Origin of the sequence: Vibrio mimicus CAIM 602, from assembly GCF_000338875.1 — a bacterium.
GTDB lineage: Bacteria > Pseudomonadota > Gammaproteobacteria > Enterobacterales > Vibrionaceae > Vibrio > Vibrio mimicus.
On the sequence record NZ_AOMO01000021.1, the window covers coordinates 1 to 21,364 of the forward strand.

The following is a 21,364-nucleotide window of genomic DNA, read 5'->3' on the forward strand; positions in this document are numbered from 1 at the left end:
AACACCGAGGGTTACTACGAAATCCGCGGCACCGATGTGGTGTTGACGCCAGCGGGTGTTGACGCGGTCAATGCGGGCGTGACCTTGCCAGCGGTGAGCCTGACGGCGACCGATAGCGCAAATGCGACGGCGACGGACAGCGATACGCCAACGTATGCGGCAGAAAACGACGGTCCAATTGCCAAAGATTTTATGATTGAATCCAACTCAGATTATGGGGTGCTAATTGGTTTTAATAACCCTAATGGTGCCCATGGGGATAATATTTCTGATGAGGAAGATGATGCTGCTAATGGTGGCAATGCTGCTCTAAAAATTATTATTACTGAGTTACCGGAAGCTGGTCGATTGATCTATACAGATCTCAATGGTGTATCTCGTGTAATTACTCTTGAGGATGTTACTGCAAAATCACAATTTGAATCTGATCGGGTTTCATATCAACCTACTGATGGCCTTGGTTTCTTGTTGGGTTCTAAAGATGTACCAGATAGCTCATTAAAAGGAGGCGGCTTCTTAAATTGGGGCAGCCAGATTGATGCTGAAGGTAAGGTCCGTGAGGTTGAATTAGCCAATGGCGATGTTATTACCATATCCAGTAATTCTGGGCCATTAACGCAGTACGAAAATCAGGCTAGCCATGTCGGTCATGGAATCGGAGACAATGATGGTTCAGGAATTGAAGCAGGTGAGCGCATTTCAATCAACTTCTCTTCTGAACCAGCGCACCAAATTAAAGTTGGTTTAGATGGGTTGGGTGGTTTGTTCGAAAGTCGTGATCCTGGTGCTGCATTAATTACTGTTACTTACAGTGATGGAACGACAGAACAATTCGAAGTACGTAAGCCAAGTGGAGTTTATGGCGATGAAGGATTGCTACAAGAATGGAGTCATTCTGCTCCTAGTGGTTTGACTATCACTCAACTTTCATTCTCAACTCTTGGTGATGGTAACTGGGAGCTGAGATACGTGGAGTCTTTGCCAGCAGATGAAACGTTTAAATATCAGGCTATTGATAGTGAAGGTTCGTTAAGTAATGAAGCAACTGTAACCGTCAACAATTCGAATGCAGATCGTACTCCTGTTGCGGAAGACGCACATGTTGTTACAAACGAAGATCAACACTATGTATTTAAGTGGTCTGATTTCGGAGTAACGGATGTCGATACACTTCCATCATCATTATCTGTAATCATTGGTTCTTTGCCTGACAATGGACGATTAACTCTAAATGGTTCATTCATCACTATTGGTAGTGAAATCAGTTATGAAGATATTAAAGCTGGGAAATTGATATTTACTCCAGTAAGTGATGAGTCAAGCACCAATACAACGTCACAATCAGGTAATGTGGTGGGGGATCAACAATCGGATTATGCGAAGTTTGATTTCAAAGTTTCTGATGGCATTAGTACTAGCCGGGAGCATTCTGTTGTTATTGATGTGTCTGCGGTTGCAGATAAACCAAAAGTGACTGTTGCCCTACTGTCCGAGGGGGCCTTTGTTAGTGGCACACCAGAACATTTGGTTGGCGGAAAAAATTATTTAGGCTGGGATAATATTGATTCTTCGTATAACAAGATCACTTTAACAGACGGACAAGATAACCCGAATGTCATAAATACCAATCAGAGTAATGCCATTCGTGGTATGGGTTTGAATGATAGTATTCAAACAAATAATACGACTTATGACCAAATCTTGGCTGGTGATGATGCAATTCTTGGTAATTCAGATGGTACGAATATCCAGTGGGTTAATGACTCTTTAACTGGTGGTTCGGGTAACGATATTCTAATTGGCGAACAAGGAGATGATGCACTACGTGGTGGTGATGGTGTAGACACGGCTGTTTATGCTAAGAATTTCTCTGAATATGAAATCGGCTCTATTTCCTATGACGGAGGTGGTGTACCTAATTTCCAAGTTAAAGATAAGCTTGTTACTGTTGATAATCCGTATGCTGGAGAGGGAACTGATCAACTTTATTCGATTGAGAGACTTCAATTTGCAGATGGCACATATTATTTCGATGCAAGCAAGGGTGAATGGGTTAAAGAGCAGTCGTACACAGAATATAAGGTTGCTATAACTGTCGAATTAACGGATACCGATGGTAGCGAATTAATTGACAGCGTCGAGTTGTCTGGCTTGATTGAGGGTACCTTAATATACCGAGGTAATGATTTGCTAGGTGTTGCTAACAGCGAAGGAAAAATCATCGTTTCTGGTGGCTGGGATAATAATGCTACTTATCAAGTCAAAGTGCCTAGTGGTTCTGAAGGACAACTGAACCTAACTGTTACAGCGATTTCTGAAGAGAAGAGCAATTCGGTTCAGGCATCTGGTCATGATTCTGTTCAACTGAGCTCGTTTGCAGGCCATGAAGCGGTACCTGGTGAACAAAATATCACGTTTGGCGCTGAGCATGATGTTGCTGTGGGTGATTTACAGGGCACCGTTGTTGTTCCTGGGCAAAATTATAATATTGCCTTTATGGTCGATTCCTCAGGTAGTTTAGATGCTAATAGTGTTGGAACGATTAAAACGCAATTGTCTACCGTGTTTAGTTCACTAAAAAATAGTGTTGGAGAATATTCTGGTAAGGTAAATATCTTCTTAGTTGATTTTGATAACCCATCAAGACAATCAATATCAGTAAATCTTTCTGATGGCGATGCTTTGACCAAGTTAGAGTCTGTACTCAATTCGATGCAGTCTGGCGGTGGTACAAATTATGAAGATGTATTTAAAACGACAGCTAACTGGTTCTTAAGCCAAGATGCGATTAATAATGTTGGTGCATCAAATATTGCCTACTTCATTACTGATGGTAAAGCAACGGCATATAATGAATCAGTGAATATATCAGATTGGAAAGTGGGCTCTAGCAGCACCTCATTACAATCATTTTCAGCTATTGTAGCGAGTTTAACTTATCCATTAACATCGCCTCTAGAGTTTGCTAAGAATCAAAATATTCCGACTGCAAATGATGATCAAGCAATACGTATTAATGTTGATGGAGCAATACAATATTACAAAAATCAGACGTGGAAGGATCTTGGATATAATATCCGTCCAGATGGTACCGGGCATGTTGAAGTTGTAAAAATAGTCGGAGGTTCATCAACAGAAACTATTGACTACGATGAAGCTAGATACGCATTCCAGACACTTACTAACGTAACGGTTGAAGCGATTGGTATTGGTAGCAATATCGCAACGGACTATTTAAAGGATTTTGATACAGATAAAATTATTGCGAATGACCTAAATGTTTCTAATCTGGCAGATACTATCCTAGGGAAAATTGAAACCCTTGTACCTACCAAAGATATACTTGATGGCGGTGCAGGTAACGATATTCTATTTGGAGACTCAGTAGTATTTTCAGGTATTGTTGGCCAAGGATACGAGGCAATTCAAAATTACGTTGCTAACAAGCTTGGTGAAGAGAGTGTTTCTGATTTCCAAGTACATCAGTATATTAGCCAGCATACTTCGGAGTTTGATATTTCTGCAAACAATCATCAGGATGATAGACTTACTGGCGGTTTAGGTAATGACATTCTATTTGGTCAGGGTGGTAATGATTATCTTGATGGTGGTGTGGGTAAGGATACGTTATATGGTGGTAAGGGCAATGACACACTGATTGGTGGTGATGACGATGACATTCTTATCGGTGGGCTTGGCAATGACATCTTAACTGGTGGTGAAGGTGAAGACCTCTTCAAGTGGGTTGATAGAGATCTCGATGGTAGTAAAGATCGAATTACTGACTTTACGATTGGAGAAGATAAGATCGATTTAAGTGATCTTTTCTCTGATGAATCAAGAACTTTAGATCAGCTTCTGAACAGTCATGTTATTGAGATAACCGAGAAAGGACAGGATTCAGAAATCGTTATCAACAAGAGCGTGACTGAGCATGTCACCATTCAATTGGACGGAGTCTCAGCGACAGACCTGATTAATAATCTGTCTTCAATAATTCAGATTAAGGAAGATTAAACGTTAAGAAAATCCCGCCGATTGGCGGGATTTTTCTGTCTTGAATCTGCTGTTCTTGTGAGTATTCACGAGCTTTGTTGCGCGTGCTTTTTTGATGCAATCAGCGAAACAGATATGGAAAGAGCAGTTTTCTTTCTTCAGCAGAAAGGTTACTCACTCTTTCGATGTTGGTATCAGGGATCGCTTCTGGATTCGGGTAGTGTTTGAGCACTTTTTCCATACTCTCTTCACGGATCAGATGGAAAATCGGGTAGGGTGAACGGTTGGTAAGATTCTCATCATCTTCTGGTTCTGTGCCTGCGAAGCAGTAATCGGGATGAAATGTCGCGACCTGAAAGATGCCTTCCCAGTCTTGCTGGCGAATTAATGCCTCAACCCAGTCGATATAGAAATTGTAATCGACAAAATCGTGCAGCAGGTTTGGGACTACCACGAGTGTGGTTTCAAGCTCTTGTGGCTCTTTACTATCGAGTTCTAGCAGCTGATCGTAGATATCTTGCAGCAGAGATTCTTCATCATTCGCCTCGCTGACATAGATCTTAATTTGTTTATTGCGCTGTGGTTTCGCCGCAAATGGGCATAAGTTTAAGCCGATCACGACTTGATTAAGCCAATGATCGACTTCTTGAATGATGGTTTCCGTTGACATGGTTGAGCTCAGTTTATCACTTCTGGTTATACCATTACTCTAAGACGCCACTCGCTGATGATGGCTACGAGAATGGTTTTTATCAATTGGCGCTGAGCATATCACATCTTATACAGAAGGACTGACCAAAGCCTGGCTACCATGTGGTGTTTGTTTATTTTGTCGGCTTAATCGCCAACCTAGAATAAACAATACAACATAGAGAATTAAGCCTCCGAGTGTAACCATCGCCCAACCACCGTGTTGCCAGCAATAAAGTAGATAGAATCCGCCTAAACTGCCACCGATATAGTAATGCACTAGATAGAGTGCTGTTGCGGTGGCTTTGGCTTGTGTCGCTTTTTGGCTCACCCAAGCGTAAGCCAAAGTGTGGGTGAAAAATGCTCCAAAGCTGATTAAAATCAGACCGAGGAGCATGGCGGGTATTGCTTCAATGAGCGCAATGAGCATGCCTGACATACTGATCAACGCGCCAAGCATCATCCCAGGAATGGCAGCAAAACGCCGATTCCAATTGGCGGTTAATTTGGAACTCAATGTGCCCGCCAAATAGCAAACGAAAATCAGTGAAGCAATACCAATGGGAAGTGAATAGGGCTCTGCTACCAAGCGAAATCCCATGACTGAATAGAGGTTCACGAATAACGCAAAGTTCACTCCTCCAATCAACATTGCAAGCCACAAAGTCCGATTTTTTAGGTGCTTCACTAAAGCACGATTGTGGTGGAAAAACAGTCCGCGTTGGGGCTTAAAATGTTGTTGTACTGGCAGTAAATAAGCGACTAAAAGCGCGCCAATCAACGTGAAAATCGCCATTGCGATGACTGCATGCTGCCAGCCGAGCGCATCAGTGAGTAAACCTCCGGCAATACGCCCTGTAATTCCGCCAAGAGAGTTAGCGGCAATGTAGCCTCCAATGGCTTTACCAAAGGCCTGAGGTGAAAGCTCTTCTACCATATACGCTACAGCTACCGAAGCAAAAGCCGCCAAAGCAACGCCCATCAATGCGCGAGTCAGAACTAAAAACCAAAATTGCTCTGCATAAAGCATCGCTAACCCAATGAGAGGCATGGCAAATAAGCCAGTGAGCATGACCAAGCGACGCCCAACCGCCTCTGAAGTTACTGCCCAAGGAACAAGACAGAGAGACAAAGAGAACGTTGAAGCAGCAAACAACCAGTTAATTCGAGTTTCAGAAACAGCAAAATGATTAGCCAGATAAGGCAGCATTGGCTGGAAAAGGTAAAGATTGCAGAACACGAGAAATGATCCGAAAGCGAGGGCAAACGTCACTTTTAAATATTGAGGAGAATGCAGTTCAATCATACAGCGATCCGAGGTACTAAAAGGCGGTGATGTGATCACGATAGCAGTGGCCTCATGATTAATGAAATATATTAAAGTTATGATAGTGATATACAGGATATATGATGGAAGTCCGACAACTACGCCACTTTGTCACTGTGGCAGAATGGGGGAGTTTTACATTAGCTGCCCAACAACTGCATATTGCGCAGCCAGCGCTCAGCATTTCAATTAAAAAATTTGAGCAGCAGTTAGGCGTTACCCTGTTTAAAAGGATGAGAGAAAAGTCGCACTGACCCATGAAGGAGAAGTGTTACTTGAACACGCCAAACGAATTTTGCAGCAAGTGAATGATGCACAATTGGCTGTCGATGAGCTTAAAGGGGTAGTAAAAGGAGAAGTTCGACTTGGTGCGCCGAGCATGATGGGTTCTTACTTCTTCCCCGAAATTATCATGGCGTTCAAAAGTCACTTTCCGAATTTAAAAATGACGGTGATTGAAGCCGGCACACAGTCCATTCGTAAAATGTTGCTGTCTGGAGAGTTGGATATTGGGGTTATTTTAAACCATGACTTACCGGAGGATTTGGAAGCGGATCCATTGCTCTCTTCACAAATGGTGGCTGTCGTGGGTAAAAACCATGAACTAGCTCAGCGTACAAATCTCACCTTTACGGAATTTTTTGAGCATGAACTGGTGATGTTTAAACCCGGCTATTTTCACCGCGACTTTATCGATAAAGTCTGCCGAGAGTATAAAATTACCGCTGATTTTTCTTTTGAAACCAATCTGTTGCCCATGATATTAAGCATAGTGAAGCATGAATATGCGATTACGGCACTGCTTGAATTGGTGACTAGTAATGAGCAAGAAGTGAAGGCGATCCCATTTGAACCGCCAGTGTGGTTGGATTTGGCGCTAGCATGGAGGAAAGAAGGTTATCTTTCTAATGCCGATCGTACCTTTATCGAATTTGTGAAAAAGTACGTTTAAAACGAAGAGGTGATCAGTCTTTACTGCCGTAGATGCGCTCAAAATTGGTATGGTTCCAGCCGATCATCAAGCGGTCGCCAATTTTGAGTACAGGCACACTACGTGCACCAAGCGCATCCAATTCCTTACGGCCGCGCTCCATTTTTGCATTACATAAGCGGTATTTAATGCCTTTTGAGTCCAGATAACGCTGGGCATCTTTGCAATGTGGGCATTTATCTTTAACGTACAAAACCACGCGTTTCATAGAAGTCTCTCATGAATCAAAAGGGCGCAAAGTGTAACGAGAGTCGGGTTGAGATGCAAACATCACTGCGTTTGAAACGATTGTCCTAACAGGTGAAGGATGATTCTTGAGTGGAAATTGAGTAAACTTGCCGACCTTTTTGCAACCCCCCCGAACTGAGCGTGTGAAATGAGTATGCACCCCGCACTGAAGTACATTCAGGGATATCCCCCACATATTGTTGAACAAGTCGCTCAACTGCTGGAAAACGACAGACTGGTGACTTGGTTTGAGCAACGTTATCCAGATCGACACGATATCCAAAGTGAAAAAGCGCTGTTTGATTTCACGATGGCGTTGAAAAACCAATATATGAAGAAGACGGCACCGCTGAGCAAAGTGGTGTACGACGGGAAAATCCACCTGATAAACAATGCTCTTGGGTTACACAGTTATGTTTCACGGGTGCATGGAAATAAGCTCAAAGCGAAAAATGAGATCCGGATTGCCAATGTTTTTAAACAAGCACCGGAGCCATTATTGCGCATGCTAGTGGTGCATGAACTCGCACATTTAAAAGAGAAAGAACACAACAAAGCGTTTTATCAGCTCTGCTGCCATATGGAACCGAATTATCATCAGTTAGAACTGGATGCAAGGTTATACATGATGGTACTGGAGCTTAAGGCAGGTAAGGCATGAACAACAAACCTAAGCCTAAAATCGGGCTGAAAGTAGCGCAAAACAGCAAATCACTAGCGAACAAACCGCAGGCCAAAAAGCCACAAATCAAAAGGCCTCAGGTTAACAAAATGCAAGACCTCGAAGTTGCAGCAGTAAAATCTGGGTTGCACCCGCGAAATCGTCATCGTGGACAGTATGATTTTCCTGCGTTGATTAAAGTCGTGCCAGAACTGCAATCTCATGTCATTAAAAATCCTAAAGGGCAATCGACAATCAATTTTGCTGACCCAATAGCCGTTAAATTACTGAATAAAGCATTGTTGGCTCTTCATTACGGTGTCACTTATTGGGATATTCCACAGGGCTTTTTGTGTCCGCCGATCCCGGGTCGTGCGGATTATATTCACCGCGCTGCCGATCTGCTTATAAAAGACTGTCCTGATTTAGCGCATTCACAAGTTACTGCACTGGATATTGGTGTCGGGGCTAACTGTATTTACCCTATTGTGGGTGCTACCGAATATGGCTGGTCTTGGGTAGGCAGTGATATTGACCCAGTTTCAATCAAACAAGCGAGTTTGATTGTTAACAGCAACCCGAAGCTACAAGGTAAGATCGAGTGTCGCCTACAAAATGACAGTCATAGTATCTTTAAAGGTGTGATCGGCGAAGGGGAACGTTACACGCTGACTACTTGCAACCCGCCATTTCATGCCTCACTCACTGAAGCACAACAAGGTACGCTGCGTAAGCAAAATAACCTTCAAGCGAATCAACGTAAAAAAGGTCGTACAACGGTGCGTACCTCAGCACAAACCGCAGCATTAAACTTTGGTGGGCAGAAAGCAGAACTATGGTGCCCGGGTGGAGAGGCGGCCTTCATTGGAAAAATGGCGGTAGAAAGCCAGCAATTTGCTCAGCAAGTGCTGTGGTTTACCACCTTGATTTCTAAGGGGGATAATGTGCGCGGCATGAAGAAACAGCTGGAAAAATTGGGTGCTCAGTCGATACAGGTAATAGAGATGGCACAAGGACAGAAGATCAGCCGCTTTATTGCTTGGAGTTTTCAAAATGCAGAGCAGCGCAAGCTGTGGTGGCAGACAAAGTGATACTCTGTTGCTAAGGCACTAGTATTAAACAATAAGCTCAATTTGATCAAAGACTAAACGAAAGGAGGGACAAGATGAGAATCGAAGACGTCCCACTCTACGCACCCTGCCAACCACACTGGCTGTGTGTTCCTTTTATGAGTATTTTTACACTCTTGTTGTTGATTGGACTTGTTTTTTTTATTCGTATTGTTTATCGCGAATACCAAAAAATCCAGCGCGCCAAAAAGGTGCGCCGTCTACGTCGTACTCATTACCGGGATCGCAAAGGTGGTGGTCGGCCAACCAATATCAAGTAAACCTTAAGAGAGCGTGTCGAATAAGGCTTGGTATTTTTGTTCCAAAGCTGAATTACCTGCACGTTTCTCTAACTCAATGAGCAATTTGAGTGAGGCTTTTTGATAGCCATAACGCTGATTCAAGCTCATTAAACGTATGCGAGCTTGAGTATATTCGCCGGCTTCAATTTCCATTTTGGTTAGCTGAAGAATGGATAGAAGTCGGGTAGGGTCATGATCAACGGCACGTTTAAAATAGTCACGAGCTTTATCATTTTGTCCTGACTTTAATGCACACAGTGCGGCATTCTCATAGCTGGCAGAGATCAGATAATAATAAGGTTGAGCAACAGCTCGCCGGAAATAGTTATCCGCCGTTTCGTAGTCGCCCTGTTTACATAAAAAAGTACCGAAATTATTGAGTACGTTGCCGTTTTTAGGATGCTGATTTAAAGCGGTTTGATACATTTTTCGTGCAGAATCGCTCTCACCCACGGCTTCAAAATAGTGTGCCATGGAGAGTTGTGAGCGGTAGTAGCTTGGGGCATGTTGCAACGCTTTTTCTAAGTTCTCGCGTGCTTTAATCATGCTGCCATTTTCTAAATAGCCTAAACCAAGTGCGATACGTGCTTCAGCCATTTCAGTTGGGTTGCTTTGCGCGGCAGCCTCTGAGGATTCAGTTACGGTTACACAGCCACTTAGGGCGAACAAAACGCCTAATGCAAACACTCTTTTCATACATCCCTCCAGTCAACGCCCCAATGATAGGCAATTCAGTCTGGAGGCCGAGCAGTGCAAACGAAGTCTGCGAGTCAGTTGGCAAATCTAAAGTGCTTATTTCCGTGTTTGATGAAGTCATCACATCAAGTTCACAACGCTTAATGTTGGCTTGAATTCCCATCGGTATAAAAAAGGCCGCTCGTGGCGGCCAAGTATTATTATTCGTCTTTCGTGAAGTTGGCTTCACTGAACTGTTCCAGATCATACGGTGTTTGTTGGTAAACACAGTAGTTCAACCAGTTAGCAAACAATAGATGCCCGTGGCTACGCCAGCTAGCACAAGGTTTATTATCTGGGTTGTCATTCGGGTAGTAGTTCACTGGAATCGCCGGGTTGAGTCCTTCTCCGAGATCTCGCACATATTCGGTGTGCAAAGTGAAGGCATCATATTCAGGATGGCCAGTAACAAAAACATTGCGCTTGTCTTTCGTCGCCGCTAGATAGACACCTGCCACATCCGAGGTGGCAAGAATATCAAGATCAGTATGCTCTGTCAGAAAATCTGCTTCAAAATCTGCATAACGAGAGTGAGGTGCTAAAAAGCGATCATCAAATCCGCGTAACAACGGATGAAAGGCTTGATGAATGTCGTGATAGTACACGCCGGAAAGTTTCTCTTCACGGGTACGCTTAGGCAGGTTATAGAGCAGTTTTAAGCCTGCTTGCGCAGCCCAGCAAATATAGAGTGTGGAAGTAACGTGTGCTTTCGCCCAAGTCATCACGTTCTGTAAATGGTCCCAATAAGCCACATCTTCAAACTGTACTAAACCAAGAGGCGCGCCAGTGATGATCAACCCGTCGAAATTACGGTTTTTGACCAACTCAAATTGGCGATAGAAGGTGTTGAGATGTTCTTCCGGTGTGTTTTTACTTGGGCGATCATCAATGCGCAGCAGCTCGATATCAACTTGCAGTGGGGAGTTGGAGAGCAGGCGTAAAAACTGAGTTTCTGTCTCAATTTTTTTTGGCATTAAGTTTAATAACAAGACCTTGAGTGGGCGTATCTCTTGCGTCGAAGCACGCGATTCCGACATAACGAAGATATTTTCGTTACGTAACACATCACTTGCCGGTAATTGATCGGGGATTCTAATCGGCACAGCTTTCTCCCTAAGCTTAATTTGGACGTCTAAACATCTAGACTTATAACTCAACCAAAAATTATTGTCGATAGCAAAATGCACGGAACCTTAATCTAAGTTAGTATCTTTGGGCTCAATTGCCTACTGTGAAGCTGTTATGAGACCCCATTTAACCTTGATTCGTGGTTTACCCGGTTCCGGAAAATCTACCTTAGCGAAGACTTTACCTGCCATACATTTGGAGGCGGATATGTACTTTGTGAATGAGCATGGTGAATACCATTTTCGCCCAGAGCGTCTAGCGCAAGCACATCAATGGTGCCAAGAACAAACGGAATATTGGTTACAGCAAGGCAAACATGTCGTGGTATCGAATACCTTTGTGCGGCATTGGGAGATGGCGGCGTATCGGAAACTTGCACGCAGGTATCGAGCCAAGCTCACTATTATAGTATGCCGAGAGAGTTATCAAAACGTACATGGGGTAGATGTTGCCACTGTCGAACGTATGCGCCAACAGTGGCAAGAGTGAGAATTACTGTGGATTTTTTGCGGTGCGCTGGAGATCTTGGCGCAAGAGATAAAACGCCAAACCGCCCCATATTACGGCTTGTACCCAAAGTAGCGTCCATTTCGGTGCGATCGTTGACCAACTGGCGGCCATTTGGTTTAAACCCAGAAAACCTTGGATTGCAGGCGTACTTGGGAAGCATTGAGCAAGCCAAACGAGTGGTGAAGGAATCATCTCAACTGGCCAAATAAAACCTGCGGTAAAGATCAGCGGCATCGAGCTGATTAATACCACCAAAGTCACCAGTTCCCGTCTTGGGGTCGCCGCACCCAAACAGATGCCTATAAAGCTACAGGCTAACAAAAATGGCAGTAATAAACTGAGAAGATCACTGGACTTAGCTAAGGTATTCACCCCGTGTAAATCAAAACTGGCACCGAAATAATACAGGCTCAACAGATAGTAGACGGCAACCAGCACAAAGCTACGCACAAACAGCAGTTTGGCTGGGGAAACACGGCTCCAGTAACCATGTCCTTGTTTTTGGGTTCCCACCATGAGTCCCGCAGCCATGATTAACGTTTGCTGTAGAATCAGTACAAAGACGGCTGGAACCACGTAATCAACATAACCCATACGTGGGTTAAACGTCGGTTTGAGATTGGCGCTGGTCGGGGAGAAATGCTGCGCTGCAAACGCCATTGGTTCACCTTCCACCACTAAACGGCTCACTTTTGTTTGAGCAGCCAGTGTTCCGCCAGCTTGGGCTAAGCCTTCAACAATCGTACCGTACACCAGAAAATAGGAAGCATCCCCTGCATAGGCGAGAGTCGGGCTTTTTCCTAACAGCAGATCCTTATAGAAGTGCTCAGGGATGACTAAGATACCAGCGACTTTTTTATCTAAAAAAGCTTGTTTGGCATCCGCAAGGGTGTGATCGCGACGAACAATTTTAACCTGCGGTGTGGCATCTACCATGCGTTCAAGACGGTAGCTGGCTTGACTCTGATCGAGATTGACGACAGAAACAGTTTGTTCGCGCGGGATCTGCTTCGCGTAAGGAAGCGGGTAGAGAAAGGAATAAAAGATCACTCCACCAAAAACCGTGAGCACAACGACTGGATTGGTGATGAGTGCTTTCAATTCAGCTTTGATCAGTTCAAACAACGTCATACGGCTTCTCCGGTTTCATGCGCTAGATGTTTGCGGAGCAAAATGAAGACCAAACCCAGTGGTATGAGATACCCAATCATAGCGAATAAAGGTTGCAGCGACGCTAATGCATCGAGACCATAGCTGACTTGGTTCACCTGCACTTCAATGTAATGGCTGATTGGCAATAGGTTACGCCATACTTGGGCGAGCGAATTCATGTCACTGGCCGGAAAGGTGATGCCCATAAACGCAAAACTTGGCGCGGTGAAGGCTCCGGCGAAACTCATGGCGCGGGCAGGATCCAAAGTCAGGAAGTAGAAAAACGCCCCCATGATGACGCAAGCGATAACAGTAATAGCTTGTGCAACCAATAACACGGAAAAGTGCCCGAACATTGGCCAGCGTAGAACATCATAAAACCAAATTAAAAAGCCTAACCCCTGCAACATAAAGATCGGCAGATAAGGAAGTAGAGTACGAGTCAAATGGCGTAATGGTGAGTCAGCTAACCAAGTTTTCAAACCATAGTGACGGTAGTTAGCCGCCAGAATCAAAATGGTGCTCACAACGATAGTTATTTGCCATAACGCGGGAACAATAGCTGAAACCAAAAATTGTGCGTAGTTCGTGTTTTGGTTAAAAAGAGGGGTGATTTGCGTACGTACAGGCACCGAACGCCCCATTGCAGCAAGCGTAGTATGGCTTTTGGTCGCGAGATTTTTCATCACATCCACCTGCGCATTAAACGTGCCTTGCGCTTGAACGACAGCGGAATTCACCAGTTTTCCGACCAGAATCATCTGGCTGTTGTAAAAGGTGGTCACCTGCGGTTGCTCTTGGCGATAAATCGCTTTATCAAACTGCGCAGGGATCACCATAAAGCCATAAATTTGATTACTGCGCATTGCTTCACTGGCTTCATCAACACTCGCATAATGTTCATTAACATGCAGTGTTGAAGTGGAATCGACTTCACGAATCAATTGACGAGAGAGTTGGCTATGGGATAAATCCACCACGCCGAATGGCAGATCCCGAGCGATGCCTTGTGAGAAAATCCACCAGATTGAGGCCGCGAGTAGGAGCGGCACCCAAGTTAAGCATGAGAGCAACCATTTATCGTGACGCAGTAACGTCCATTGAGCAGGGATTGCATGTTTCATTTTATAACTTAACCACGACACTCATGCCCATGCGCAAACCTTCGGTCGGCTTGACCGGACGGGCTTCGACTTCAAAAGTACGCAGATCGAAACCTTGGGTTGCATCGGTAGAACGCCATGTCGCGAAGTCTCCCATTACCGCTACATGAGTCACTTTAAACTCAACGCTTTTATCGAGGGCAGGCAAGTAGGCCTCAAACTGTGTGCCTTGAGTAAAGTGTTTGAGTAGGTCTTCACGTACGTTAAACACCGCCCAAGTATCTTGGGTGTCCACTACAGTGACAACAGGGAAGCCTTGCGGTGCAAGTTCACCACTGTGCATCAAAACCTGTGAAACTTCACCGTCAAACCAGCTTTGAATTTTGGTATCTGCTGCGTAAGCTTCTACTTCAGCCACCGCACCTGCTGCCATGCGAGCTTTTTCGAGGGCGGCTTGCTTGGTTTCTTCACGCGCGCCTTCTTTTGCTAGCTCATACATTTGTAGCGCGGCACTTTCGGTGTATTTCGCCGCTTGCCATTGAGTTTTGGCTTCGTCACGTTTTTGCTCAGAAACCACACCATCGTTATAAAGGTTGTTTACACGGAGATAAGTTTTTTCGGCGAGATCTGCAGCCGCTTGTGCTTTGAGCCATTGATCTTTCGCAGCTTGAATTTGCTGCTCGCGAGCGCCATTTTCCGCTTCTTGAGCAAGAGCGCCAGCCGCTTTTTGACCTGCGATGGCTTGCTCTAACTTGGCATCAATTTCAGGGCTGAGCAGGGTAAAAATCAGTTGGCCTTTTTCAACTTGATCGCCTTTACGTACTAAAACTTGGTCAATACGCCCCGGCACTTTAGAGGAAATGCTGTACTGTTGAGACTCAATTTGACCTTGTAAAGTAACTGGTTCTGGTTGATATGCTTGATAAAATCGATAACCAATCCAGCCAACAACGGCGACAGCAGTGAGGGTCATTATGGTTGTTTTTACCGTTTTCATTGCGATTCCTTTTACTTAGCCGTTGCGTTTTGGTGCAGTGAAGAGAGTGAAACTGCAGATTGGTTGTAAGTGGAGAAACTGTTCATTTCGCTAGCCAATGCCAATAATTTATTCAGTGAAATGAGATAGTTAAAGCTCGCCAGAGATTGCTGAGTACGAATGCTGGCCAGATAGAGCTCGGCATCCACCACATCGACAGAGGTGGATAAACCTTGGCTGAATGCTTTTTGACGTAAACGCAGGTTCTCTTGTGCCAAATGTAGGCTTGAGTTGAGTCCGGTGACTTCTTCTAGCGCTTGCTCAGCTTCTAGATAAGTTTTTTCAACCAAAACGCTCAGGTCTTGTTTGGCCTGCGCTTTCAAATAACGAACTTGATTGACGGCGCTATTCGCGGCTTTCACTTGTTCGCTGCGCCCTGTATTTTCAATCAGCGGAATACTCACCCCAACGCCCACTAACCAATCAGGTTTCATTTGACTAGCGAGTGAATCATCTTCATGCAGGCTGTAATCGCCATAGAGATAAACATTTGGGTAGTATTTACCTTGTTCCGCTTTAATGAGACTGCTGGCTTGTTTTTCTTTTGCATCCAGCAAGCTTAGGCCGGGATAGGTGTTTAGAGTCTGCTCGATAAAGGCTTGCATCGGCGGCAGGCTGGTATTAATAAACAAGGTTCCGTTGGGTTCCACCGGATCTGAAGCGCCTAAGATCTGAGTGAGAGCACTTTGTGCAATATCCAAGGTCTTCTGGGCTTTCTTACGCTCCACTTTTGCTTTATCGAGAGAAGCCTCCGCCTGCAGACGCTCAACATGAGCAATTTGCCCCTGTTGCTCAAGCTTAACGGCGTTATCTCGGTGTTGAGCTAGCCCTTCTTCGACAGCGATACGAGTTGCGAGCACTTCTTTAGCCAGCACTACACTGAAGTAATACTTAGCTAAATCTTCATAACGCGCTTGCACTTCCATCGCTAGTTGGCTTTGTGCCTCATGTTCTTTACCTTGCGCGGCATCTTGCGCGGCGGTGATGCGCCCACCAGTGAAAATGGGCCAAATCGCACGGATGGAGGAAGTGAAAATATCGCGCTCAGTAACGGTGGATTGAATTGAGCCTAAACCTGCAACTAATTGCCCGAGAGTCGGGGGTAATGCTGGCAACGGTTGACCTGTACTATCAAAGATCTGCTTGCCAGAAAGGGTTACATCTTGATCCAAACGAGTAAAATTTGCCCCCACAGTGACTGAAGGCAAGTTAAGATTTTGCGTTGCGTCTTTAAGGTGTGCATAACGCTCAACATTGGCTCTTTGTGCTGCCAGCGAATTATTTTGCAGCTGTAGCATCTCCCAAGCGTCTTGAAATGAGAGGGGAGCAGCATGGACAGTCGGCACGGAGAGTAATGAGCAGACCACCAGAGAGAGAAGTTTCACTTTCATTTTGGGCTCGACAGAATAGGTTTAGAGCTAATGCTCTATTTTTTAGGAAACTAAGTCAAACAAAGAGTTTATGGATGCAGTATAAAAAACTGACTTGCAAGAGCAAGCCAGTTCTGTGGATAACGAATAGAAATACCAAAAACGATATTTGGTGTGGTTTTTTTACTCTCTGCTTGATTCAAAGGATAAGCAGTTAGCAATGCGGGTAGGAAGGGCAATGGTAATCAGCTCTCCAAACTAACTTTTTAGTTCCCTGCATCGTTGTGAGTACGTCTTTGCCAGACATCTGAGGAAACGCAAACAATACACGCATTTCATCATGTGCCTCTGACTCGATTTCATAAGCCCTCACATGGGTGAATGTCGAGTGTAGATGTTCACAAAGCATGTCTTTGGAAAGGCATATTCCAAAAGCATCTCTTATCATGTTCCTATTCCTTCTGACGTATTATTGAGTGAACTTGGTCGCAACCGCCTATTTTCATTTTTATGCCTGATTGCATCCCAGTTAAGTTTATGCTCACTGCGCATTAAGTATAGTCCTGTCACCTTTTGGATGTGGCGACAAAACGCACAATTGTTGTGAGCTGTGCCATAAATTCAATATGCAATTAGTTTTCTTGTTTGGGGCTAATTTAACCAGTGAGAAGTATGGGATACGCGAATCCCGTGCCAGCCTCACACTTATTCATTGCAGACTTCGCGCCAATATTAAATTGATGTTAATTTTCACTCGCCAACAAGGAGTGAACTATGGTGTGGAGTAGCATTACCTTCCGCAAGCGGATGTTAATCATCATGACCTTATCAGGATTGATTGAACTGCTACTCTTGGTTGCGGCTGGGTTCATGTACGTTAAACATTCTCAGGAACAGGATGTCGGGCAAAAGGCTTTGGGTGTCGCTGCATTTCTTGCCCAAACTCCCGCAGTTATCTCAATGATCAAAGTGGGTAACGCCACTGAAGAGCAACAACAAGCTTATCGTGAACTCACTCAGCTTATCGGAGCCGCCTTTATTGTAATTGGTAACAATAAAGGGATTCGGCTTGTGCATCCGCTTGATGAGCGAATTGGTAAACCCATGGTTGGCGGAGATAACGACAGAGCGTTGTTGGAAGGCGAGGCTTATGTATCATTTGCACAAGGTTCATTAGGCAAATCGGTACGTGGTAAATCGGCAGTCGTTGATCGTAATGGTCAGATTATCGGTGTCGTATCAGTGGGTTACCTGATTGAGCGTTTGCAAGATAGAGTCGAGCCATTTCTGTTTTATTTGATTGCGACCGCACTCTTAGTGGTCGGGGCCAATGCGCTGGTTTCAAGTTACGCATCAAGACGTTTCCAACGTGCCATATTAGGCTTCGAGCCAGAGGAAATCGGCCGGTTGTATGTCGAACTGGATGTCACTATGAGTACCCTCAAAGAGGGCATTATCAGCATCGATGACAAAGGCATTTTACGTTCCATCAACAAGAGCGCTTGCGAGATCTTGGGACTAAAGCGCGAGCAAGCATTGAATCGTCGTTTGACGGCCATCTTGCCGGAAAGCGATCTCTACACCGTGCTTGCCACAGGACGTACTGACCACGACATTGAACTCTATCTCAATAAGCATTGGATTATCGCCAACCGCAGCCCAATTGTGGTGGAAGGTAAAGTGGTGGGCGCGGTATCAAGTTTTCGCTTGCGTGATGAAATCAATGAGCTGACTGAGCAACTGGCTCAAACTCGTGAATACGCAGAAATGCTGCGTTCTCAAACCCATGAGCACAGAAATAAATTAAATACTATCAGTGGATTACTGCAAATGGGTGAGCTTGAGGCTGTGCAGCAATTGATTGGTCAGGAAACAGAGCACTATCAATCACTGATCGAGTTTTTACGTGAAACCATCAAAGATCCTCTGATTGCTGGCATGTTGCTTGGCAAGACAGAGCGAGCCCGTGAGCTTGGTTTGGAACTGATGGTTGAAGAAGGCGCTCGTTTAGAAAGTTTGCCGCCACATATTAAAGCGGAAGATGTGGTGACTATTTTAGGCAATCTTATTGATAACGCATTCGACGCGACATTGAGTGCGATTCGAACACTCTCGGCAGTGCCGCAAGAGCGTAGAATCATTGAAGTTTCTGTCAGCGACTTTGGTAATGAGATCATTTTGGAAGTGGACGATCAAGGATGCGGCTTACCCCAAGAGTTGGAGCAGTGGCAACTCACGGAAAAAGGGGTATCAAGCAAAGCCAAACAGAATCGAGGTGTTGGCCTCTACTTGGTTAAACAATTGGCTGATCGTTATCAAGGACAATTAGACATGCACAGTAAAGCACAAGGTACACGAATGACGGTCTATTTACCCAAGGATGAAATGTAATGAATACCCGTATCCTGATCATTGAAGATGATGCAGCGATAGCTCAACTTCATCACCGTTATTTAAGCCAGTTGGAAGGCTTTGACGTGGTTGGCATCGCGACTTCACAAGCTGATGCGCGTTTGCAAATGGAAGTGCTCAATCCGGATCTGGTGCTGCTGGATGTTTATCTTCCTGATGGCACCGGGCTTGAACTTTTACAGTGGATTCGGGGACGCAATGTACATTGCGATGTCATTCTAATTACGGCTGCGCGCGAAGTGGACACACTACAACAAGCCATGCGTGGCGGTGTGGTAGATTATTTGCTCAAGCCAGTGATGTTTCCAAGACTTGAAGCCGCATTAAAAAAATATCAAATGCGGCAAATAGAGTTAAAACAGTTGGCGGATTTTGATCAGCACAAGGTGGACAAAATGTTCACCCCGCACACCTCTGAGTCAATGCCTCAGCGTTTGCCGAAAGGGATCGATGCGGTGACGTTAGATAAAATTCGTGTGTTATTTCAAACCACTGGCATGCTCACAGCCGATGAAGCGGGTGACAAAATTGGAGCCAGCCGCACAACAGCGAGACGATATCTTGAGTATCTTATCAGTGCTGGGGAGTTGGAGGCTGATCTCAGTTATGGTACGGTTGGTCGTCCAGAGCGAACTTACCGCAAAGTACAACGCCATACCTCCTGATTAGACGGATTGGATAACTGCATCTAAAGTTTAAACAGATTACACGAATGTGATGAGGTCGACAGATGCAGTGGCGTTTTTGTTTGACAACAGTACTGGGTGTTTTTTGGGGTTTAAACCTGAGTGTTCAAGCCCAAGGTTTGGAATCGTTAACGTATTACACGGAAAACTATCCGCCTCTAAATTTTATTCAAGATGGCAAAACCACAGGCATTGCGGTTGATTTACTTCAACAAGCCGCGGCTGAGGTCAATGTAAGCTTGGACCCTGAACAGATTTTAGTGCAGCCTTGGCCACGTTCTTATCGGTCGGCGCTGCTAAAACCAGATGCAGTGCTGTTTTCAACCACCCGTACAGTGCATCGAGAAAACTTATTTAACTGGGTAGCCCGATTGCCGATATTAAAGTTGTCGTATTTGCTCGGAAATCAAGCCATATCAAGGTGACTGACCCCATTGAGCTTGGTAATCATCGAATCGGTGTAATCCGTGATGATATTGGTGAGCAGCAACTACTGCAAATCGGTGTGCCAAGAGAATCTATGGTTGAGGGCTCGACAGTAACAAGTTTGGCTGAACAGCTCTTGAAACACCGCATTGATCTGCTTGCCTATGATGAGAGGACAGCGCTTTGGTGGATGAGCCAAGATCGATTTCCTGTTGAAGAATTTGAAACGGTGTACGTTTTGATGCAAGGTTCACTGTATTACGCATTTAACAAAAATATAGATAAGTCAGTATTGGATGATTTACAGAAAGGCATTGAACTGATTAAAAATAGTGTCGATGAAAATGGTGTAAATCGGTATCAAGCCATACTGAACAAGTATTGATAACCATCCCGAGAAGATGTGACCATTATGAGCAACCCAAGCAGTACTATTTTGACTGAAAGCGGCACTAACGAGTTAGAGATCATTGAATTTCATCTCGAGAAAGTGCTTCCTGACGGGCGAACCAAGACGTGTTACTACGGCATTAACGTCGCTAAAGTTCGTGAAGTTATCCGAGTTCCGGAAACCACAGATTATCCAAATGCACAACCTCACATGATCGGTGTGTTTTCTTCACGGGAAATTTTAACGCCGTTAGTGGATTTAGCTGGCTGGCTCGGTGTTCCCACTTCGACCGATATCAGCAAGAAATACGTGATAGTGACTGACTTCAACCGGATGACCAATGGATTCTTAATTGACAGCATCAGCCGTATTCATCGTATCTCTTGGAATGATGTGGAATCACCAAGCCAGTTCCTTGAAGCTGGCGAACAAGACTGTGTGGTTGCGGTTGTTCGTCAAGATAAAAAGCTCATCATGATCCTCGATTTCGAGAAGATTATCGCGGACATCAACCCCGAATTGAGTATGGAAAAATACGATGTGACGGTTGATAGAAAAGTTGACCTGAACCAACGTATGGTCACTAAGCGCAACGCGAAAACCGTTATGGTGGTGGACGACTCCGCCTTCATTCGTAGTTTGATTCAAGATACGCTCAGTTCCGCGGGTTACAACATCATCGCTTGTAAAGACGGTGGTGAAGCGTATGAAAAACTGATGGAAATTAAGAAAGTGTCCCAAGAAGAGAACATCCCCGTTAGCGAACTGGTTGATGCCGTCGTTACTGACGTTGAGATGCCTCGTATGGATGGTATGCACTTAGTGAAACGCTTGCGTGATGATGAATCCTACACGGCGATGCCTATTGTGATGTTCTCATCCTTGATGAGTGATGATAACCGATCAAAAGCACTGGCACTTGGTGCCAACGACACTATCACCAAGCCGGAAATCGGCAAAATGGTGTCTATGATGGATAAATACGTACTCAACCTGTGAGCGATGCGGAGCATAGCTCCGCTTCCTCTATCGATAGGTGTTTCTCCATCGTAACAGCGTTTTAAAGTGAATGGTTTCTGCCTTTTTATCGGTAGATGCTTGAATGCTAGCG

At 44.8% G+C, this 21,364-nt stretch carries 18 protein-coding genes and 2 pseudogenes; 10 read left to right on the forward strand and 10 right to left on the reverse strand.

The genetic code is table 11. The features are described from left to right. The first annotated feature begins 93 nt into the window (after window positions 1-93). Entirely contained in the window at window positions 94-4,017 is a 3,924-nt protein-coding gene (locus tag D908_RS15640) for a type I secretion C-terminal target domain-containing protein (RefSeq protein WP_235047342.1), read from the forward strand. 100 nt (window positions 4,018-4,117) lie between these two features. Here D908_RS15640 and D908_RS15635 read toward each other — a convergent pair whose 3' ends face one another. Both D908_RS15635 and D908_RS15630 read right to left on the reverse strand, forming a co-directional pair. Then, the gene (locus D908_RS15635) at window positions 4,118-4,666 is read right to left on the reverse strand and encodes a DUF1415 domain-containing protein (protein ID WP_000102798.1); all 549 of its coding nucleotides are present in this window, start codon (window positions 4,664-4,666) and stop codon (window positions 4,118-4,120) included. 108 nt (window positions 4,667-4,774) lie between these two features. Then, window positions 4,775-5,992, reverse strand: a complete 1,218-nt coding sequence (locus D908_RS15630; RefSeq protein ID WP_005522833.1) for an MFS transporter — start codon at window positions 5,990-5,992, stop codon at window positions 4,775-4,777. A gap of 104 nt (window positions 5,993-6,096) precedes the next feature. Between D908_RS15630 and D908_RS0118925 the strand changes: the two are divergent. Further along, a pseudogene (locus D908_RS0118925) lies at window positions 6,097-6,965 on the forward strand (LysR family transcriptional regulator). Between the two features lie 13 nt (window positions 6,966-6,978). Here the strand turns inward: D908_RS0118925 and D908_RS15625 are convergent. Then, complete coding sequence (locus tag D908_RS15625; protein ID WP_000832723.1) at window positions 6,979-7,212, reverse strand: glutaredoxin family protein; 234 nt, start codon at window positions 7,210-7,212, stop codon at window positions 6,979-6,981. 174 nt (window positions 7,213-7,386) lie between these two features. Between D908_RS15625 and D908_RS15620 the strand changes: the two genes are divergently transcribed. From D908_RS15620 to D908_RS15610, 3 genes are all read left to right on the forward strand, one after another. Continuing rightward, complete coding sequence (locus D908_RS15620; RefSeq protein ID WP_005522834.1) at window positions 7,387-7,893, forward strand: M48 metallopeptidase family protein; 507 nt, start codon at window positions 7,387-7,389, stop codon at window positions 7,891-7,893. Then, window positions 7,890-8,984 (forward strand): 23S rRNA (adenine(1618)-N(6))-methyltransferase RlmF, encoded by a 1,095-nt coding sequence (rlmF, locus tag D908_RS15615; protein WP_005522836.1) that lies wholly within the window; start codon window positions 7,890-7,892, stop codon window positions 8,982-8,984. The genes D908_RS15620 and rlmF overlap by 4 nt, the downstream gene beginning before the upstream one ends. A 74-nt stretch (window positions 8,985-9,058) precedes the next feature. Next, complete coding sequence (locus tag D908_RS15610) at window positions 9,059-9,283, forward strand: hypothetical protein (protein WP_001217310.1); 225 nt, start codon at window positions 9,059-9,061, stop codon at window positions 9,281-9,283. Between the two features lie 3 nt (window positions 9,284-9,286). On the opposite strand, the gene pilW is transcribed toward D908_RS15610, so the two are convergent. Continuing rightward, a complete protein-coding gene (gene pilW / locus D908_RS15605; RefSeq protein WP_000831969.1) occupies window positions 9,287-10,000 on the reverse strand; it encodes a type IV pilus biogenesis/stability protein PilW in 714 nt (237 codons plus the stop codon). A gap of 200 nt (window positions 10,001-10,200) precedes the next feature. Then, window positions 10,201-11,142, reverse strand: coding sequence for a homoserine O-acetyltransferase MetA (gene metA / locus D908_RS15600; RefSeq protein ID WP_001122737.1), 942 nt, complete (start codon window positions 11,140-11,142; stop codon window positions 10,201-10,203). Window positions 11,143-11,281: 139 nt separating this feature from the next. Here metA and D908_RS0118930 point away from each other — a divergent pair, with 139 nt between their 5' ends. After that, the gene (locus D908_RS0118930) at window positions 11,282-11,656 is read left to right on the forward strand and encodes an ATP-binding protein (RefSeq protein WP_032467519.1); all 375 of its coding nucleotides are present in this window, start codon (window positions 11,282-11,284) and stop codon (window positions 11,654-11,656) included. Window positions 11,657-11,659: 3 nt separating this feature from the next. Here the strand turns inward: D908_RS0118930 and D908_RS15595 are convergent, their stop codons facing one another. The 5 genes from D908_RS15595 to D908_RS15575 form a co-directional block, all read right to left on the reverse strand. Further along, window positions 11,660-12,808, reverse strand: a complete 1,149-nt coding sequence (locus D908_RS15595) for an ABC transporter permease (protein WP_005522842.1) — start codon at window positions 12,806-12,808, stop codon at window positions 11,660-11,662. Beyond that, on the reverse strand, window positions 12,805-13,953 hold the full coding sequence (locus D908_RS15590; RefSeq protein WP_005522844.1) for an ABC transporter permease: 1,149 nt from the start codon (window positions 13,951-13,953) through the stop codon (window positions 12,805-12,807). Before D908_RS15590 ends, D908_RS15595 begins: the two co-directional genes overlap by 4 nt. Before the next feature lies 1 nt (window position 13,954). After that, window positions 13,955-14,929, reverse strand: a complete 975-nt coding sequence (locus tag D908_RS15585) for an HlyD family secretion protein (protein ID WP_000859617.1) — start codon at window positions 14,927-14,929, stop codon at window positions 13,955-13,957. 11 nt (window positions 14,930-14,940) lie between these two features. Continuing rightward, a complete protein-coding gene (locus D908_RS15580) occupies window positions 14,941-16,359 on the reverse strand; it encodes a TolC family protein (RefSeq protein WP_005522846.1) in 1,419 nt (472 codons plus the stop codon). A gap of 193 nt (window positions 16,360-16,552) precedes the next feature. Continuing rightward, the gene (locus D908_RS15575; protein WP_000617374.1) at window positions 16,553-16,786 is read right to left on the reverse strand and encodes a hypothetical protein; all 234 of its coding nucleotides are present in this window, start codon (window positions 16,784-16,786) and stop codon (window positions 16,553-16,555) included. 326 nt (window positions 16,787-17,112) lie between these two features. On the opposite strand from D908_RS15575, the gene D908_RS15570 reads away from it, so the two are divergent. From D908_RS15570 to D908_RS15560, 4 genes and pseudogenes are all read left to right on the forward strand, one after another. Further along, a complete protein-coding gene (locus D908_RS15570; RefSeq protein WP_005522848.1) occupies window positions 17,113-18,729 on the forward strand; it encodes an ATP-binding protein in 1,617 nt (538 codons plus the stop codon). After that, complete coding sequence (locus tag D908_RS15565) at window positions 18,729-19,415, forward strand: response regulator (RefSeq protein ID WP_005522854.1); 687 nt, start codon at window positions 18,729-18,731, stop codon at window positions 19,413-19,415. The genes D908_RS15570 and D908_RS15565 overlap by 1 nt, the downstream gene beginning before the upstream one ends. 65 nt (window positions 19,416-19,480) lie before the next feature. Then, window positions 19,481-20,247, forward strand: a pseudogene (locus D908_RS0118935) (substrate-binding periplasmic protein). Between the two features lie 27 nt (window positions 20,248-20,274). Further along, window positions 20,275-21,252 carry a chemotaxis protein gene (locus D908_RS15560; RefSeq protein WP_000070388.1) on the forward strand — a complete coding sequence of 326 codons (978 nt, stop codon included), beginning with the start codon at window positions 20,275-20,277 and terminating at the stop codon, window positions 21,250-21,252. Window positions 21,253-21,364 lie beyond the last annotated feature (112 nt).

What these genes read in the sequence shown, in the direction of transcription:
- D908_RS15635 (WP_000102798.1), bottom strand. Translation starts at nt 4,666, where the DNA reads ATGTCAACGGAAACCATCATTCAAGAAGTCGATCATTGGCTTAATCAA.
- D908_RS15630 (WP_005522833.1), bottom strand. Translation starts at nt 5,992, where the DNA reads ATGATTGAACTGCATTCTCCTCAATATTTAAAAGTGACGTTTGCCCTC.
- D908_RS15625 (WP_000832723.1), bottom strand. Translation starts at nt 7,212, where the DNA reads ATGAAACGCGTGGTTTTGTACGTTAAAGATAAATGCCCACATTGCAAA.
- D908_RS15620 (WP_005522834.1), top strand. Translation starts at nt 7,387, where the DNA reads ATGCACCCCGCACTGAAGTACATTCAGGGATATCCCCCACATATTGTT.
- rlmF (WP_005522836.1), top strand. Translation starts at nt 7,890, where the DNA reads ATGAACAACAAACCTAAGCCTAAAATCGGGCTGAAAGTAGCGCAAAAC.
- D908_RS15610 (WP_001217310.1), top strand. Translation starts at nt 9,059, where the DNA reads ATGAGAATCGAAGACGTCCCACTCTACGCACCCTGCCAACCACACTGG.
- pilW (WP_000831969.1), bottom strand. Translation starts at nt 10,000, where the DNA reads ATGAAAAGAGTGTTTGCATTAGGCGTTTTGTTCGCCCTAAGTGGCTGT.
- D908_RS0118930 (WP_032467519.1), top strand. Translation starts at nt 11,282, where the DNA reads ATGAGACCCCATTTAACCTTGATTCGTGGTTTACCCGGTTCCGGAAAA.
- D908_RS15595 (WP_005522842.1), bottom strand. Translation starts at nt 12,808, where the DNA reads ATGACGTTGTTTGAACTGATCAAAGCTGAATTGAAAGCACTCATCACC.
- D908_RS15590 (WP_005522844.1), bottom strand. Translation starts at nt 13,953, where the DNA reads ATGAAACATGCAATCCCTGCTCAATGGACGTTACTGCGTCACGATAAA.
- D908_RS15585 (WP_000859617.1), bottom strand. Translation starts at nt 14,929, where the DNA reads ATGAAAACGGTAAAAACAACCATAATGACCCTCACTGCTGTCGCCGTT.
- D908_RS15580 (WP_005522846.1), bottom strand. Translation starts at nt 16,359, where the DNA reads ATGAAAGTGAAACTTCTCTCTCTGGTGGTCTGCTCATTACTCTCCGTG.
- D908_RS15575 (WP_000617374.1), bottom strand. Translation starts at nt 16,786, where the DNA reads ATGATAAGAGATGCTTTTGGAATATGCCTTTCCAAAGACATGCTTTGT.
- D908_RS15570 (WP_005522848.1), top strand. Translation starts at nt 17,113, where the DNA reads ATGGTGTGGAGTAGCATTACCTTCCGCAAGCGGATGTTAATCATCATG.
- D908_RS15565 (WP_005522854.1), top strand. Translation starts at nt 18,729, where the DNA reads ATGAATACCCGTATCCTGATCATTGAAGATGATGCAGCGATAGCTCAA.
- D908_RS15560 (WP_000070388.1), top strand. Translation starts at nt 20,275, where the DNA reads ATGAGCAACCCAAGCAGTACTATTTTGACTGAAAGCGGCACTAACGAG.